We start from the raw sequence: 16,155 nt of genomic DNA on the forward strand, positions 1-16,155 counted from the left end.
CCCCTGTCTGCTGATCGTGCCACTACCGGGCGGGTGATTTGTTGTTATCGGGTTTTGCACCTTCAGCGACGACGAGCCGTGGTGTGTTCGTACGGTCCTTCGGTCGCCTCGTCCGAAGGGCTAGGACTCGAACACCAGTTCGAGGATGCGCCACAGTGGTGTTATGGCTGGCGGTTCAGGACGGGGGCATGAGCACCCCGTCCCGCCGGTGCCCCCCAGCCGCAGGCACTGCTGGGTCCGTGGTGGCCCTGACGCCCCTGGCCCCCACCCCGGCATCGTCGAGTGGCAGCAGAGAGACGGCGCCTGGTTCGCGCTCGTCGCCTACCTGATCGAGCCAGACCGCGTCTTGGTGCAGCAGTGGCTCTCGGCCGAGCTGCTCACCCGCATCGGGTGAGGGCGAAGGACTCGAAGGACCGTCGCGGTTCACCAGCCAAGGGTCGCTTCATGAGGGAGATGCGATCCGGTACTTCGAGTCCTTCGCGCGGCGCCGCGCGCAGGGCTATCGCTAATCGTTCGGCCCTGCGTCGCCGGGCTGGCATGCCTTTCTTCCACCGGCGTCGATAGCGCCAGCGGCTTGGTCCGTAGTGGCGGCATAAGCCATCCAGGTGTCTCCTACGTAGACCCGACCGCTCAAAAGGCCCGAACACGAGTTATCGAGGAACGCCTGCAACTTGCCATGGGTCTCAAAGAAGCGCACGCCTGGCTCAATTCCGGCGCCCGTCTTGCACGTCGCGTCGTTGCGACTGCTGCTCCAACTGACCGGAGCTTTTCCACAGACCGAGGCTGCGATGTCGTCCTTGGATGGCGCACTCGCGCCACAGGCCGTACATGCCAACGCCACCAGCGCCATCAAGGCGATCGACGCTGATCGACGAGCAGAGCCACGAACCATCTGTATTGGCCTCTTTCTGTTGTGCTTGAGTTGAGCTCTTGCGACCCGTGTGGATCCTGTCAGTGATTCGTTCCGAATATGCCTTTTTCGGACAGGTTCCTGGGCCTTGTGGTGCTCAGCAACCTGGGGGCGCGAGAATAATTCTCATGAGCGTCCCGGCCGCCATCCCTCTCGTCACGGGCAGGCACCGAAACAAGGCCCTCGCCACGGCCCGGCATGCCCGCGCCGTCCAGCTGGCGACCGAGGGGCGCACCTACCAGTAGACCGCCGACGAGCTGGGCTACGCCAACAGGGGCACGGTGCACCACATCGTCCACGACGCGCTGGCCAAGGATCGCAAGGAGGCCGTCGAGGACCACCAACGGCTCGAGCTCGCCAGGCTGGACGCCCTGCAGGCTGCGCTGTGGGACAAGGCCATGGCCGGTGACGTGGACGCGGCCCGGGAGGTTCGGGCCGTCATCATGGCCCGGTGCCGGCTTCTCGGTCTCGACCAGAGGGAGAAGGGGTCGGCATGGGCTCCCCGGACGGTGGTCCTGTCAGCCGAGGACCGCGCAGTGCTCGGTCTATGAGCCTCTCCGTTGCCTCTCCTGGGTTGCTGGCTCCCCGCAACCGGAGCAGGCGGCTTCGTGCGTGTCCGACCGCTCATCGCGGAATGTGACCGCGGGGTCGAGGTCGGTCTTAGCCGGAAGTCTCGGGCGCCCCTGGCACGGCGACGTGAGCGTGTCCGAGCTGCTCGAGCGCCGCTGTCCCGGTGACGAGCCGGGCCTCTGCCGACTCGATGGCGGCGAGAAGTGTCACGTCGTTCTCGACGTCGGAGAGCTCGCCACGGGCCTGCTCCAGCGCGGCAGTGTTTAGCTCGGCGGTGGCGATCCGGTGGCGGGCTGACTCGATTTGCGCGGGCCGTGCCGCTTCGATGGCGGCCGCCTGACGTCCGGCGTTCATCAGAGTGACAGCGAACGAGCGCGCGCGGGCGTTGTCATCGACCGGGCACTCGATGATTGACGCTACGTGCGGGTTGTCGATCGAGAGGAATACCGTGCCGGTCTTCTTCTTCGCCGCTAGCGCGAAGACGCCAACGGCCAGGAGCCGGGTTGCGGTGATCCGGCTGGAGATCTGCGCGTCGACGCTCGCAGTTGTCCCTGCGACCGGCCCCGATCCATGGGGCGTGTCGATCCAGCGCTCGTAGACGGTGACCCCACGGTATGACCCGAGCTTGCGGCCCTTGGGATCGGTGAGCGCGGCCAGGTCATTGCGCGCGGCGGCGAGTGCGCTGTCGTAGGCCTTCTGCGCGGAGTTCAAGCCAGAGGTGGCCTGCTTCACGGCAGTCGCTCGAGCTTTCTGCGCAGTCTTTAGGTCCGCCCGAGCCTGGGGAAGAACGCCTTTCGCCGCGTCCCGTTCCGGCGAGGACGGCACGGAGCGAACCCGGATGAAGTAGAAGCCTGCCGCTGCAACGGCGAGCAGGATGACGATGATGACGAACCACTTCACGGTGACGACTTCCCCTGCCATTGCCCGGCCGCCCTGACGCGCCCGGATCCTCTTGGAGGTTAGAGGCTCCCGGGAACCTTTGTGTCCGGTTTGCGCAATCTTGCGTACGGGCTTCACGTCCGGCTCGTCGACGCCGAGGCACGGCCGGCGCACTCCGCCCCTCGGGCTCGGCCACCGCGAGGTCCGCGGGCTCATCATGGCTCGGTGCCGGCTGCTTGGGTTGGACGATCGGGCGAAGCGACCGAAGGCGTGGTCACCGCGGACAGTGGTTTTGTCGGCCGAGGACCGTGAGGCGCTCGGCCTCTGACTCGTACCTGTTGCATGTCCTGGGTTGCAGGACTCACTCTGGGGCGAGAACGGCGATGAACAGCGTCGCACCGCCGACATGTCGGTCCCACGTGATCGAATGCCACCTGTGAGCGATGACGTCGTGGTGGTCGAACCAGTCGTGACCGTCGAGAAGCTGCGCGCTCTGCTGGCCGTCGGCTGCGAGGTGTCGAACCTCGACTACAAGCGGCGCGTGGACCTCGACGAACGCGCCGAGCTCGTCGAGTTCGCCAAGGATGTCGCCGCGATGCGGTCGTGCGGCGGCTACCTGGTCATCGGAGCAGACGACCATGGCACCCCGACCGACCTCATGGACGAGGCGTTGTCCAAAAAGTTCGACGAGGCGAACCTCCGCCCGAAGCTGGATCGCCTGCTGCACCGCACCGACGTCGTGTCCGCGCAGCACGTCATCGACGACCACCACATGGTGCTGGTCTACGTGCCACGGCACCCGCTCGGGTTCACTGTCGTCAAGGCGCTGGGCGACTACGGCCGACCGGGCGGGCGCGGACCCAAGACGGTGATGCGGCCCGGCGACGTGTTTGTCCGCAACGGCACATCCAGCGAGCGCTGGGCCGAAGGTGACGTGGAACGGCTCCTCGCCCCGCGCGACTCCGCCCAGCGTGAGGCTCACCGCACCGAGTTCGCCGCCATGGTCGCGGCCATCCAGACAGGCGCCCAGGGGCAGTCAGTCGCAGCGGGACCGGTGCAAGCACTCGTGTGGCAACTGGACCAAGGCACGTTCGACGGCGCCGTCGTGGAGCTCCTTCGCCGTGCGGACACGGTGCCGATCCGCCTCTTCCTGGTTCGCGTGCCCGGCGAAGCGCTGGCTGCTGCCAAGGGTGGTGACCGAGACGTCTTCGACTCCATCCTCGACCGGATCGTGTCCCTCGGCGCGATCGCCCTGACGCTCGGGCGTGGAGACCTCGTGACCGACGTGATCGACTGTCTCGCGCAGCTCTACAGCTCCACGGCCCTCAACGGCGGTGGCACGATGCTGCCTCCCCAACTCGTCTGGCTTGACATCCTCAGCCGCGTGATGGCCTTGGGAGGCCTCGCTGTCGTGCTCAAAGAGTGGGCGACCGTCCGCATCCTGGCGATCCAGTCTGCGCCGGTCGCGTACTACGCCTCGTGGCTGCGTCATGGGTTGACGGAGGCTGCACGGGCGGGAGCCTTCCCGACGACCACGGCCGGCCAGCGAGAGGCCTCGCTGATACCGCTGGCGCGTCGCGTAGCCCACCACCTGCCAGCGCTGCGCCCGTATGTCGTCGACGACGAGGCGTACGATGTCGAACCCAATGCTCCGATCTCGGAGAGTGACCCCGTCCTGGATTCGCTGTGCGCCTTCGACGCTCTGGCGGCGCTGGTAGTGCTGACCTCCCTGGACGCCAACCGGGGGTTCTGGGCCAGCCAGTACTACCCCTCCTTCGGGCACTATTACTCCAGGCGGTCCGAGCCGTATTGGGCACGGCTGCTCCGGGATGACGCCATGCGGGCTTCATTGCTGCCAGGGGTCGACAACAACACCCTCGGGAGGGCCATGGCTGGCGCCTCGGACGAGGCGCGGCAGGTGATGCAGTTCCGCTGGGGCCTGTGGGAGACGCACGATGAGAAGGTGAACGAGTTCATCGGAGACTGGCGTCGACGGGACGCTGAGCGCGGGGCGGCAGGGCCTGATCTTTGAGCATGACGAGGCCACACAGCGGGCAGGGATGCCCCAACGCTTTCGGCAGGGGCTGTGCCCGGCGCTTGCGGTGGGCGTAGTCGTAGGCCCTGTTAGGCACCCCGGCCCGCCCGTTGGAAAAGGGTCGGGGGTCGGCTGTGGCGCGCTCCTGGACCCGCGCTCGCCGAGCCTCCCTGTCTCGGCAGGCTGCGCACGTTCGCTGGTATCGCGTTAGCCGCTTCCCCCAACGGGCTAGGGCGTCCGCGCCCTACCCTTGACCCAAAACGGGCATAAGAAGGGCAAATCATGCTGAACAGAAAGACCGCTGTCGTACTCATGGGAACCGCACTGCTCGCGGGCTGCGGCACCACAGCCCCGGCACAGCCCACCCAGACGGTCACTCAGGCGGTCACCCAGACGCTCGAGACCCCCGGCCCAACGGTGACGGTCACCGAGACCGCTGCGGCGTCCACCCGGTTCTCGGACGCCCAGCAGCGAGCCCTGCTGTCGACATGGAACAGCCTGCCGGCCACCCAGCAGACACAGATCTGCGATGCCTGGAAGATCCCCGCCATGCAGGACGGGATGCTGAACTCGTTCGCCAGGAGCGGGCAACAGATCTTCGACCGCGACGTCGCCCGCAAGTTCTTCAACGACACCTGCGGCTAAGCGTGGCCGGCGACAACGCCTCGACCGCGCCCTCCGGTCGGGGCGTTGTCTTGTCCGTGGCGCCTCGTAGGCTCCCTTAGCGACCAAATCGCAACACGCTGACCGCGGCACCCCACGCCACACGAGCGGCCAGCAACAGAGCCCCGCTCACCCTGGCGGGCGGGGCCTCGACACGATGTCTCCGGAGTTATGCGCGGGTTCTAGCTCCGTGCTAGGTTGTACCTACTCCTCCCCACCGTCCAGCCTCCGGGCTGCACTGGTGGGGATTACTTTTTCCCGTTGGGCGGCCTTCAGTGACGAAGAGCGTTGTCGTGTTCGTGGATTACCAAAACGTTTACCGTGGCGCGCTCGGCCTTCCACACGCACGCTTGGGATCCCCACTTTTTTGGTCAAATAGACCCACTCAAGCTGGGTCTCCATCTGGCGTCTGACGCTCGCGAGCCTCGCGAACTCGCAGAGGTGCGCGTCTACCGCGGGCTACCGGCCTCGGCTCGAGATCCCAAGGCATACGGAGCTGCGCGTCGCCAGATCGCGGCTTGGACGCTTGACGACAGGGTCAAGGTCATCACGCGAGCCCTTCGGTATCCCGACGGGTGGCCGCATGCTTGCGACCCGTCGGAGCGGCCACAAGAGAAGGGCATCGACGTCGCCCTAGCCTTGGACTTCGCCATCATGGGCCATGAGAAGCGCTACGACGTAGGTATCGTCTTCTCGGCGGACACGGACCTCACGCCAGCCCTCGAACATGTCGCCGACAAGAGGCGCGCTTGGGGTACTCCAGTCCCGGAGGTCGCCGCCTGGTCGAGCGTCAACGGGCACTCACGTCGGCTGTCACTCCCGGGGGAGCGCAAGGTCTATTGCCACTGGGTTGGTGCGGATACGTATGCCCACATCCGAGACGACACGGATTACACCCAGCCGTCACGATAGCGGCACTCTTGCACGGGATTAGGGCGATGGTCAGGCGCCTGCTCGAGCCGCCAGCGCGAACGCGAGTGCTTCATACGCGTCCATAGCGGTCAGCCCCTCGGAACGCGGGATCTGGACCCTGCCGACGCCTTGGATCTCAACCTCCCACGTGGGAGCCCACCAGAAGCCGTCAGTGTCTTGGTGCCCTGAGCTATTCAACTTCACCAGGTGGAGGGCGAGGACAGAGGACAGAGGACGACTCCAGCACTGTTCGATGGTGAGGTCGGGCCGGGAGGTGTGGATGGTGAGGTCGGGTTGGGAGGAGGAGCGGATGGTGACGTCAGGCCGGGAGGTGTGGATGGTGACGTCGAGGTAGGCCAGCGACTCGCCGGCGAGTCGCATGACCACCCAGTGGGTGCCGTCGCCTGATGGCCGATCCGTGAAGACGGATGTCACACCGGGGGCGGCGGTGTCGGCAGTAACCGACCGCAGCGCCTGCACTATCAACACGTGCGGGGTGTAGCTTCCGACTACCAAAAGCTCTTCAGTGAGTGCGTCTACTTCGGTCCCCGCCATGTGCATGCTGGTCTCCATCCGCGCCCAGAGTGTGGCACTCACGCTAGTGCCCCTCCGGCACCAAACGGTGGGAATGTCACCCGAGCCGAACTGAGATCCCACTTGGCTTGATGCACCCCACCAAACGTGGCTATCCGGCCACGTGGCCATCCGGGGACGGCTAGGGTTCGGGCCATGATCGGGCTTTTCGCACTTATGCTGAGAATCACTATTAAGTTGACCGTGCTTATGGTCGTTCTCTTCGGTTTTCTGGCATGGTTCATGCTCTGGTTCTCAGTCTGGGCCATCGCTATGTGCATTCCGTCCACGAGGCTGACTGCCAAGTCCTGGAAGGCCCCGACCATCCCCCACCTTCACCGACTGCTGTAGTCATGCGCTCAACCACAGACACCCCCGCCACTCGGGCAAGTAGCCGGGGGGTGTCGGCGGTGCTGGCGCAGGTCGGGTCACAGAGCTTATCAGTCGAGCCCTACCCGGCCGTCGTTCCGGAAAGGGACAATGGTGACGTTGACACCAGACGCTAGAGGGGCGGTCAACCAGCGAACGTCGGCGTCACGAGCCCGGTGCCCTGAAGCTGGCCCAGGGAGGCGCTATAGCGGTCCGGGATCATGGCCGCGTAGTTGTAGCACCGGATCAGCACGCGCAGGCCTCCTCAGCCTCGAGATTGACTGTCACACAAGCGAACTGCCGAGTCGGTCTGCCCCGAGTCGATCATGCACCCTGACCATGGCCGTAGATGCCCACACCTAAGATCGCTGATCTGTTGGTTGGGATCGCCAACGCGGGGTCGCGGGTTTCGGTACCGCTACCCGCTCAGGTTATTGGCGGCCCACGAGGCGATGCGGTCGTTGCGGGCGCGGACGAACTGGATCGACGCATCCCGATACTGCGCGTACGTGGCGATGTCGCGGGGCACCGAGGGCGATCTGAAGTCGTGGAAGTCCATGAAGAAGTTCACGCGGTCGTACCCGGTGCTGACGAGGTCCTGCAGGAGGAAGAAGTCGACGTAGCCACGGAAGTCGCCGAACAGGGCGAAGAACTCGGCGTAGCGGGCCAGGGCCGCACCAAGTGGGGTGTCGATGTCGCCCGCGTAGTGGCGTCGGATGCACTCGAGCGTAAGGTCCATTCGGTCCGCGATGGCGCGGGTCATCCCTCGCGCCATGTTGATGGTCCACTTCCCGTCCACCTTGTTGCCGGGGAAGATCATCATCCCGCCGATCGTGTACCCGACCGCCAAGAACTGCTCCACGTCGGTCGTCGGAAGCTGGGCGATCAGTTCGGCGGTCGTCACCCAGTAGCTGAAGGTGGGGATGATGGAGTCGCTGCTGAGGAAGAACTCGCCGATGTCGGAACTGTGGTGCAGGTACGACCAGGGGGTCGTGGTGTCCAGATCGAAGCGGTGACCACTCGGCAGCGGCTTGGTCCACAACAGTTGGTGGTAGCGGCGCAAGGTCGGGCTGCTCTGGTCGGGGTCGTCTGTCGTCGCGTCCGTGCGGAAGTCGAACGTGACGTCGATCGTCATGGTGTCCTTCTACTCAGGCACTGAGGAGGTCGGGGGCTCGCTGGCTCCCTCGAGCTGTGCCTCGAGCGCCACTGCCACGGCCTCGAACTCGGCCAGCGCTGCGGTGAGATCTTCAACGATCTCGCGAGCGATGACGTCCGGCGAGGGCAGGTTGTCGAGGTCTTCGAGGGACTCGTCGCGCAGCCAGGTGATGTCAAGGTTGGCCTTGTCGCGGGCGATGATCTCGTCGTAGGTGAAGGCCTTCCACCTTTCCGACTCGGTCCGTTCGCTGGTCAATGTTTCAGGAAGGTAGGCGGCGACGAAGTCGTCAAGGTCGGCCCGCCTCAGCGGGTTCTGCTGCGCGAGGCCGATTCCATGCCTCACTCGCAGGCGATGCCGTCTCCGTCGCGGTCGAGCTTGCGCGAGTAGCCGGGCTGCCCGGCATAGATCGGAGCGGCACCGGCTGCCCTGACCGCAGTGCAGTTGGCGTAGTAGGTGCTCGGCTGCGGGGCAACGTAGACCGGCTTGGGAGCCTTGGCCTTCGCAGCGGCGGCTGCGTTGGCCCTGGCGGTCGCATCGGCCTTGGCTGCTGCGGCAGCCTTGGCGGCCTTCGCTGCGGCGGCAGCGTTAGCCCTGGCGGTCGCATCGGCCTTGGCTGCGGCGGCAGCCTTCGCCTCTGCGGCGGCCTTCGCGTCTGCGGCAGCCTTCGCCTCTTCGGCGGCCTTCGCGTCAGCCGCCTGCTTGGCCTCCGCCTGCTGGGCTGCAGCGTCGACGGTCGAGGTGCTGATCAGCGGCGCGGACGGCGTCACCACGTCAACGAGCTTGACCGGAGTGGTCCCGGTGGGCTCGGCGCTACCGCAGCCAGCGAGCGTTGCAGTCAGCACAAGAGCGGCGATGCCAGCGCGCGTGTAGAAATTCATGGACTTCTCCTGATCGGTGCCTGTGTGTGGCCTGAGAGTACATGGCCGCAGCAGGTCCTGATGCTCGCAGTCAGCCCTCCTGGTGGAGGCGAACTGCTCGCTCGGTGCCAGTACGACCGATCGGCCCCAAGACTGGCGACCCCTCGCTCAGGAATCCCAAGCTGCGGCCTCCTTCGCAGGTGCGGTCGCTCGCCCGGCAGCCCACACGTGCCCTGCCGCGCGCCGATGTCAGCGGCAGGTGTCAGACTGTCGCCGGAGCGGGTGGGAACAGGTCCCACTGCCGACAGGGGAACGGCAGCACGACCAGATCATGAAGTGGACACCGAAACGCGTCATCGCCCTCTCCGCTGTAGGCCTCATCGCGTGGGGCGCCCGCTCCGCCACAGGAGAAGACCGCGGCTCGACCGCACCGCCACAGGTCGCCAGCGAGACCCTCCCCGACACATCTGCGCCTACGCCCGACGCGGCCACCGCTGAGCCCGCCGCCGACGCCACCAGCGTCGCCCCACAGGCCACCCCGGCCGAGACGCCGAGCAGCCCCTCTTCGCTGGCCACCGCCACACCCGTGGCGGCTACCGGCAAGGCCGGGGCCGCCCTGGCGACTCTGCCGGTCAAGGGCCGAGCGCCGATGACCGGGTACACCCGCGAGCAGTTCGGCCAAGCGTGGAGCGATGACGTTAGCGTCGCCCTCGGCCACAACGGGTGCGACACCCGCAACGACATCCTGCGCCGCGACCTGCGCAACACGACCCTCAAGGCCGGCACGAACGGGTGCGTCGTCCTGACGGGGTCGTTCACCGAGCCCTATTCGGGACAGCCGGTTACGTTCACGCGCGGCGCCAGCACGTCCTCCCTCGTGCAGATCGACCACGTCGTCGCCCTGGCCGATGCGTGGCAGTCCGGCGCGCAGCAGTGGAACGCCGACACCCGTCGCGACTACGCCAACGACCCGCTGGTGCTCCTGGCCGCGGACGGGCACCTCAACATGCAGAAGGGCGCCTCGAACGCCGCCTCCTGGCTCCCGCCCAACAAGAGCTTCCGCTGCCCGTACGTGGCCCGGCAGGTCGCCATCAAGGCCAAGTACCACCTATGGGTGACCGCCCCGGAGCGCGACGCGATCGCCCGCGTCCTGTCGACCTGCCCCGGCCAGCCGCTTCCCACCGACGCGCAGGCCTCCAGCGGCGCAGCGGCTGCGCCCACGGCGGGTGCACCGAAGCCCACCGCGGCCCCCAAGCCAGCCACGACCCCCAAGCCTGCCGCCAGCCCGAAGCCCGTTCCGGCCCCGGCTCCCGCGGGTGACGTCTACTACCAGAACTGCGCGGCCGCCCGTGCCGCCGGCGCTGCCCCGATCCGTGCTGGCCAGCCGGGATACTCCCGCCAGCTCGACCGGGATGGCGACGGCATCGCCTGCGAGTAGCAGCCACTCGCTGAAACGGCCGCAAGGAAGCACGATCGTCAGCGCACCAAGGGGAATGCCGATGCTGCGCGGCAACCGAGGCGGGTACCAGCTGTCCGGTGCCGCGACCTTGTGCATTGGCGAAAGGCCCCAAGGGTGAACACGAGATAACCGGGCGATGGAGTCCCAGCCGAACAACCTCAACAGATCACCGCTCCACTCCAACGATCCGGACTGACCTATGTCGTGGACCCGTGACCCGGAAGGACCCGAAGCCAGGATTCTTCGCCGCTGCCTGCCGAGCCGGGCTACCTTGAAAAGACTGGCGAGACGAAGGGGACGTCCGATGTACGCGTTGCGACCGGAACTCATCCTCCTCGGGGCCGTACCCGCCGCGGTGTCCCCCGAGGAGACCAGGCCGTTGCTGGAGCTGCTGGGGGCGTTGCTCGGGGTCACCAAGTGGCCGGTGCTGGGGTTGGCCGTCGTTGCCGGTGGCATCGCCGTCTCGAACCACAAGCAGGGTCAGGACGAGCAGAGCGCGGGTTTCTGGGCCGCGCTCGTCGTGGCCTGCGGCGCCGCGGGCTGGTTCCTTGCAGGGGTCCTCGGCGGGGACTGACCGTCCCTGCGCATTGCGACCGGTCCAGAACTTTCCTCACCCAGGGCACGCGGCAGGTATCGCCGTTCGCGCACGGGCGCCGCGGAATGTGGCGTCTCGACCGCGGGCAGGACTCCAAGGAACCTTCTGGAAGAGGGGTCAGCGCCTCAGCACGAGTCGGGACACCTCCTCCCCGCTCTCGGGGTGCTCCTCCACCATCGCCACCGAGGCAGCCTCTGCTCGAGCGGCCCACGCCGACCACGTCCGCCGCCATTGCTGCCACCGCTGCCTGACTGTCCGCATGCACCCACGGTAGAGCGGTCAGCCGCTCCACGGCTCGTGCCAGGTCATCGACGGCGAGGTCCACATCCACCGGCAGCCGCGCTTCCGTGACGGCGGCACTCCGCTGGAAGTGACCTTCCCCGACACCCCGAGACGCCCGGACCACCACCGGATGCCCCTGCTCGGGTCGCTCGCGCCGTTGGTGGTGTCGGCCGGACTCGCCGTGGCCCTCTCCTCGCAGGCGCTCCTCCTCTTCGCGCTGCTGTCACCCGTGACGCTCCTCGGACAGTGGTGGAGCGACCGGCGTGCGGGCCGGAAGTCGTACCGCCGGCTGGTGCGTGAGCATGCCGCCCAGCTGGAGCAGGCACGGGCCGACCTCGCCCGCGCCACCGTCGCGGATGCCGCGACTCGACACGCGCGGCATCCGGACCTGGGCCTGCTCGAAGCCGTCGTGCGCAGGCGTGGCACCCGGCTGTGGGAGCGACGGCCGGACGATGATGACCACCTAGTCCTCCGGGTCGGCACCGCGGCGCAGCCTGCGGCGGTCGCGGTCGGCGGCCTTGTCCCTGAAGGGCTTCCGTCCATCGACGGGCTACCTGCGGTGGTGGACCTCGCCACGTCGGGCGTCGTCGGGATCGCGGGCCGTCGCGACCACACGCTGTCGCTCGTGGGCGCCCTCGTGGTCCAGGCTGCGACCTGGCACACGCCCCGCCGGCTGGGACTCCAGGTGCTGGCTGACACCGCACGCCACCTCGTCGACTGGGAGTGGGCCGTTCACCTGCCGCACCTGCGTGACGACGATGGGGCGGGTGCCCGCGTGGCCGGTGGCGCCGCGGACGTTCTGCGACACGTCACTGCTCTGCGGGCGCTCGTCGACGGCCGCCTCGCTGCACGTGGCGGCGAGGCGAGGATCTCGGGCCGCGCGTTCCCGGACCTCCTCGTCGTCCTGGACGGGGCCAGCGTCATGCGGGCTCTACCCGGCGTGGCAGAGCTGCTCCGGGACGGCCCACCGGCGGGAGTCGGCTTCCTCTGCATCGACCGCGACATCACCTCGCTGCCCGCCGAGACGCGGGTGTCCCTGGACATCGCCCACACAGGAGAGGAGGCGATCTTGCGCGAGGACGGTCGGACGCTCTCCGGGATCGTGCCCGACCTGCCTTCGCGCGGCTGGCTCGAGGGGGTGAGCCGCGCGATGGCCCCCTTCGTCGACGCGACCCCCGAGTCCGGGCACGCGGCGCTGCCGCGGGCGGTGTCCTTCATCGCCCTGCACCGCGGAACCGGCTCGACCCGGGCACGGCCGACGGGCTCGTGGAGTCGTGGACGCGGAGCACCGGGCGTCCGGTCGCGCTGCTGGGACGCACGTCCGACGGGCGCCTCACGGTCGACCTGAGCGTTGACGGGCCGCACGTGCTCGTGGGTGGCACCACGGGCTCCGGCAAGTCCGAGCTGCTCCAGGCCCTGGTGACCGGCCTCGCCGTGACCAACCGGCCCGATGAGCTCGGCTTCGTGCTCGTCGACTACAAGGGCGGTTCGGCCTTCAGCGAGTGCGCCCGGCTGCCGCACACGGTCGGTCTCGTCACCGACCTCGACGCCCGTCTCACCGCCCGCGCGCTCACGTCGCTCGACGCCGAGATGAGACGCCGCGAGCGGCTCCTCGCCAAGGCGTCGGCACGAGACCTCGAGGACTACCGCCGCGCTGCCTCCGTATGCCGTGAGCTGCCGGTCCTGGCACGGCTCGTCATCGTCGTGGACGAGTTCAAGGCTCTCGCCGATGAGTTCCCCGACTTCATCAACGGACTCGTTCGTGTGGCTGCCCTCGGCCGGTCCCTGGGACTCCATCTCGTCCTCGCGACGCAACGCCCTGCGGGCATCGTGTCGGCGGACATGCGCGCCAATGTGGCGTGCCGCATCGCCTTGAGGGTCCGCGACCGCGCCGACAGCGAGGATGTCATCGATGCCGCTGACGCAGCGTCGTTGGACCCGCGGGCGCCCGGGCGAGCCTGCCTGCGCGTCGGTGACCGGACGCTGACGACGGTGCAGACCGCCTACCTCGGTCGCCCGCTCCCGGATGCCCCCAGGGCTGGTGGCCCGATCCGCGTCATGGTCCGGGACCTGGTGTCGCCCGTCCCTCGGCGAGACGTCGAGCCGCCGACGGACGCCTCGGACCGCCCGACGGAGCTGCACACCGTGGTCGCGGCCGCGAACGCCGCCGCTCGCCGCCTCGGGATCGACGCGTCGACGCCGCCCTGGCTGGCTCCGCTCCCAGCGGTCGTGACCGCACTCGATCTGGGCGCGGTCACGACCGGGGCCGAGGCCGCGGCGAGGGCCGTAGGGGTACCGCTGGGCCTGGTCGACGTGCCCGCGGAACAGCGGCGCGAGACCTTCTGCTGGCGTCACGAGGAGCGCGGGCACCTCGGCATCGCCGGGGGTCCTCGCTCAGGTCGATCCACGGCACTGGTGACCCTGGCGGTCGGACTGGCCGAGACCGCAGTGGCGCGCGACGTGCACGTCCACGTGCTCCAGGGCGCCCCGGGACCCTGCGCGGCGCTCGCACAGCTCCCCCACGTCGGCACGGTGACCGACTCCGGGAACCCGGCGCTGAGCCGGCGGCTGGTGCTGCGCCTGCTCCGCCTGGTCGACGGAGACGAGGTGGGACCGGCACACACCGTCGTGCTCGTGGACGGCTGGGAGTCCCTCGAGGAGTCCCTGGCGGGCATCGATCACGGCGCACCTGTCGACGACCTCCACCGGCTCCTTCGGGACGGGCCCGCAGCGGGCGTCAGGTTCGCCGTCACCGGTGGACGGGCGATCCTGTCCGGACGGCTGCCCGGGTTGCTGGAACGACGACTGGTGCTGCACATGCCGGACCCCCTGGACCTCACGCTGGCCGGGGTCGCGCCGTCGGTCGCCGCCTCACCCCGTCCCCCGGGACGGGCGATCGACCTGCAGACCGGCCACGAGCTGCAGCTGGCCCTCCCGGGCGGTGGTGACCCGCTCGAGCCGGCCGCCCAGGGCGTGGCTCGCGCGCTGGCTCGCGCCGTACCCTCGAGCCGCTCGACCACGAGCGGACGCGGCTCGTCGACCCTCGCGCCGAATCGACCCCCGTGGCGGATCACGGCGCTGCCAGAGCGGGTCACGGTCGACACCATGCCCGCCGGCGAAGGCCTGTGGCTCGGGCTCGCGGGCGACGACGCGGCCCCGACGAAGCTGCCGCTCGGACCCGGGCGCCGTCGACTCGTCGTGGCCGGACCGAACCGGTCCGGACGATCGTCCAGCCTCGCGACCATCGGAGCGGGCTTGCTGGAGCAGGGGCGACACCTCGCCGTCGTCTCGCCCCGGCGATCGGCCCTGTCCGCCTGGGCGAGCGCGACCGGGTGCCAGCAGCTGACGCAGCACGACGCCGACCACCTCATCGCGGCTCGACGGTCCGACCCGGACCTGTGCCTCCTCGTCGACGACGTGGAGCTCGTGGACGGCAGCCCTGTCGAGGCACCGCTCGTCGAGGTCGCGCGGCTCGTCGACGACACGGACGGGGTTCTCGTGGTCGCCAGCGAGCTCGCACGAGCCAACACCGCTTTTCGAGGTCTCGTGCCCGAGGTTGCCCGAGACGGCTTCGGCATCCTCCTCGGTGCGTCGGTGCCTGCAGACGGCGACGTCCTCGGCGTCCGCGTCGACCCCGAGCGGATCCGCCGCCCCGGCCGCGGACACCTCGTGGTCGACGGCTGCGCGACGGCGATCCAGGTCGCACAGCTCGGCCCGACGACGGCGTTGACCTCGCCCCCACCGATGCCGTACAGGGACGATGGGCGGCGTCCGGCCTGTTGACCCGGTCGCCGCCCTCGCCCCGACCGTCTCCCGCAGGTCGGACCCGCGCGCCACGATGCCGCCAGGTCTGCCACGCTCGTGGCCGAAACCCCTATCCAGGAGGACCCATGCCCCGCGGCGCCCGAGAGATCACCCTGCGCTTCCTCGCTGCGCCGACCGACGCCGGCTACTCCGGCACCGTGGGTGGAGGACGGGTCCTCGAGTGGATCGACAAGGCGGGCTACGCCGCGGCAGCGGGATGGAGCGGGACCTACAGCGTCACGGCCTACGTCGGCAACGTGCGCTTCAGGCCCCGTCCAGGTCGGCGATCTCGTCGAAGCCACCGCCCGGGTCATCCACACGGGCACGACGAGCATGCACATCCTCGTCACCGTCTCGGCGGGCAACCCCAAGGACGGCGACCTGCGCCCTACGACCGACTGCATCATGGTCTTCGTCGCCGTCGACGAGCACGGCAAGCCCACCCCGGTCCCCCGGCTCGTCCCCGAGGACGAGCGCGACCGCGAGTGGCAGGAGAGCGCCGTCACGCGCATCGCGCTGCGGGGCGAGATCGCTGCTGCCATGGAGGCCCAGACCTACAGCGACGCGGGCACCGCGCCACGGGTCGTGCTGCGCTTCCTCGCAGCGCCCACCGACGTCAACTGGGGCGGCAAGGTGCACGGCGGCATCGTCATGCGCTGGATCGACGAGGCCGCCCACGTGCTCGCCACGCGGTGGACCGGGTCGGCCTCCAACGTCGCCGTCTACGCCGGTGGAGTGCGCTTCTACCGGCCGCTGCGGATCGGGCACCTCGTCGAGGTCGAGGCCCGGCTGCTCCTCACCGGCACGTCGAGCATGCACATCAGCGTCCACGTGCGATCGGGTGACCCGGCCACGGACGAGCTCGACCTCACCACCCACTCCCTCATCGTCTTCGTGCCCCTCGACAGCGACGGCACCGCCGTCGCCGCCAGGCCGTGGACGCCGGTCAGCGACGAGGACGTCGCCCTGCGCGACCACGCACTCCAGCTCGTCGCGATGCGCAACCAGGTCGACGCCGAGCGCCACATCCCCTGAGGCGGCCCGGGGTCGCCGCGGCGTCAGACCACCGGCGGCCACAGAGCTCCGGCGAC

General features: G+C 68.8%; 15 protein-coding genes and 1 pseudogene. 9 read left to right on the plus strand and 7 right to left on the minus strand.

What is annotated here, in order from left to right; genetic code table 11:
• Positions 1–208: 208 nt before the first annotated feature.
• Both AC1DIW_RS14795 and AC1DIW_RS14800 read left to right on the plus strand, forming a co-directional pair.
• Complete coding sequence (locus AC1DIW_RS14795) at positions 209–394, plus strand: hypothetical protein (protein ID WP_478109069.1); 186 nt, start codon at positions 209–211, stop codon at positions 392–394.
• 797 nt (positions 395–1,191) lie between these two features.
• Positions 1,192–1,461, plus strand: a complete 270-nt coding sequence (locus tag AC1DIW_RS14800) for a hypothetical protein (protein WP_478109071.1) — start codon at positions 1,192–1,194, stop codon at positions 1,459–1,461.
• 109 nt (positions 1,462–1,570) lie between these two features.
• Here AC1DIW_RS14800 and AC1DIW_RS14805 read toward each other — a convergent pair whose 3' ends face one another.
• Entirely contained in the window at positions 1,571–2,380 is an 810-nt protein-coding gene (locus tag AC1DIW_RS14805; RefSeq protein ID WP_478109072.1) for a hypothetical protein, read from the minus strand.
• 340 nt (positions 2,381–2,720) lie between these two features.
• Positions 2,721–3,128 carry a hypothetical protein gene (locus tag AC1DIW_RS14810; protein ID WP_478109074.1) on the minus strand — a complete coding sequence of 136 codons (408 nt, stop codon included), beginning with the start codon at positions 3,126–3,128 and terminating at the stop codon, positions 2,721–2,723.
• Between the two features lie 3 nt (positions 3,129–3,131).
• Here AC1DIW_RS14810 and AC1DIW_RS14815 point away from each other — a divergent pair, with 3 nt between their 5' ends.
• Positions 3,132–4,391, plus strand: coding sequence for a hypothetical protein (locus tag AC1DIW_RS14815; RefSeq protein ID WP_478109075.1), 1,260 nt, complete (start codon positions 3,132–3,134; stop codon positions 4,389–4,391).
• A 285-nt stretch (positions 4,392–4,676) separates the two neighbouring features.
• Positions 4,677–5,039 (plus strand): hypothetical protein, encoded by a 363-nt coding sequence (locus AC1DIW_RS14820; RefSeq protein ID WP_478109077.1) that lies wholly within the window; start codon positions 4,677–4,679, stop codon positions 5,037–5,039.
• A 960-nt stretch (positions 5,040–5,999) separates the two neighbouring features.
• Here AC1DIW_RS14820 and AC1DIW_RS14825 read toward each other — a convergent pair.
• From AC1DIW_RS14825 to AC1DIW_RS14840, 4 genes are all read right to left on the minus strand, one after another.
• Positions 6,000–6,566 (minus strand): hypothetical protein, encoded by a 567-nt coding sequence (locus AC1DIW_RS14825; RefSeq protein ID WP_478109079.1) that lies wholly within the window; start codon positions 6,564–6,566, stop codon positions 6,000–6,002.
• A gap of 763 nt (positions 6,567–7,329) precedes the next feature.
• Positions 7,330–8,046, minus strand: a complete 717-nt coding sequence (locus AC1DIW_RS14830) for a DUF6994 family protein (RefSeq protein ID WP_478109081.1) — start codon at positions 8,044–8,046, stop codon at positions 7,330–7,332.
• A 9-nt stretch (positions 8,047–8,055) separates the two neighbouring features.
• A complete protein-coding gene (locus AC1DIW_RS14835) occupies positions 8,056–8,409 on the minus strand; it encodes a hypothetical protein (RefSeq protein WP_478109083.1) in 354 nt (117 codons plus the stop codon).
• Positions 8,406–8,945, minus strand: coding sequence for an excalibur calcium-binding domain-containing protein (locus AC1DIW_RS14840; protein ID WP_478109085.1), 540 nt, complete (start codon positions 8,943–8,945; stop codon positions 8,406–8,408). Before AC1DIW_RS14840 ends, AC1DIW_RS14835 begins: the two co-directional genes overlap by 4 nt.
• 310 nt (positions 8,946–9,255) lie before the next feature.
• On the opposite strand from AC1DIW_RS14840, the gene AC1DIW_RS14845 reads away from it, so the two are divergent.
• Positions 9,256–10,362 carry a GmrSD restriction endonuclease domain-containing protein gene (locus tag AC1DIW_RS14845; protein WP_478109087.1) on the plus strand — a complete coding sequence of 369 codons (1,107 nt, stop codon included), beginning with the start codon at positions 9,256–9,258 and terminating at the stop codon, positions 10,360–10,362.
• Between the two features lie 325 nt (positions 10,363–10,687).
• Positions 10,688–10,957, plus strand: a complete 270-nt coding sequence (locus AC1DIW_RS14850; protein ID WP_478109088.1) for a hypothetical protein — start codon at positions 10,688–10,690, stop codon at positions 10,955–10,957.
• 138 nt (positions 10,958–11,095) lie between these two features.
• On the opposite strand, the gene AC1DIW_RS14855 is transcribed toward AC1DIW_RS14850, so the two are convergent.
• On the minus strand, positions 11,096–11,239 hold the full coding sequence (locus AC1DIW_RS14855) for a hypothetical protein (protein WP_478109090.1): 144 nt from the start codon (positions 11,237–11,239) through the stop codon (positions 11,096–11,098).
• 109 nt (positions 11,240–11,348) lie between these two features.
• Between AC1DIW_RS14855 and AC1DIW_RS14860 the strand changes: the two genes are divergently transcribed.
• The 3 genes and pseudogenes from AC1DIW_RS14860 to AC1DIW_RS14870 all read left to right on the plus strand — a co-directional run bounded on the left by AC1DIW_RS14860 (position 11,349) and on the right by AC1DIW_RS14870 (position 16,099).
• A complete protein-coding gene (locus AC1DIW_RS14860) occupies positions 11,349–12,608 on the plus strand; it encodes a hypothetical protein (RefSeq protein ID WP_478109091.1) in 1,260 nt (419 codons plus the stop codon).
• Complete coding sequence (locus AC1DIW_RS14865; RefSeq protein WP_478109093.1) at positions 12,527–15,043, plus strand: FtsK/SpoIIIE domain-containing protein; 2,517 nt, start codon at positions 12,527–12,529, stop codon at positions 15,041–15,043. The genes AC1DIW_RS14860 and AC1DIW_RS14865 overlap by 82 nt, the downstream gene beginning before the upstream one ends.
• A gap of 107 nt (positions 15,044–15,150) precedes the next feature.
• Positions 15,151–16,099: pseudogene (locus AC1DIW_RS14870) on the plus strand (acyl-CoA thioesterase).
• The last annotated feature ends 56 nt before the right edge of the window (positions 16,100–16,155 follow it).

This window comes from Terrabacter sp. 01T434, assembly GCF_056398545.1.

Excerpts from the sequence above, each read along its gene's own strand:
- AC1DIW_RS14820 (WP_478109077.1), top strand. The coding sequence starts at position 4,677 with ATGCTGAACAGAAAGACCGCTGTCGTACTCATGGGAACCGCACTGCTC.
- AC1DIW_RS14815 (WP_478109075.1), top strand. The coding sequence starts at position 3,132 with ATGGTGCTGGTCTACGTGCCACGGCACCCGCTCGGGTTCACTGTCGTC.
- AC1DIW_RS14840 (WP_478109085.1), bottom strand. The coding sequence starts at position 8,945 with ATGAATTTCTACACGCGCGCTGGCATCGCCGCTCTTGTGCTGACTGCA.
- AC1DIW_RS14845 (WP_478109087.1), top strand. The coding sequence starts at position 9,256 with ATGAAGTGGACACCGAAACGCGTCATCGCCCTCTCCGCTGTAGGCCTC.
- AC1DIW_RS14855 (WP_478109090.1), bottom strand. The coding sequence starts at position 11,239 with ATGCGGACAGTCAGGCAGCGGTGGCAGCAATGGCGGCGGACGTGGTCG.
- AC1DIW_RS14850 (WP_478109088.1), top strand. The coding sequence starts at position 10,688 with ATGTACGCGTTGCGACCGGAACTCATCCTCCTCGGGGCCGTACCCGCC.
- AC1DIW_RS14830 (WP_478109081.1), bottom strand. The coding sequence starts at position 8,046 with ATGACGATCGACGTCACGTTCGACTTCCGCACGGACGCGACGACAGAC.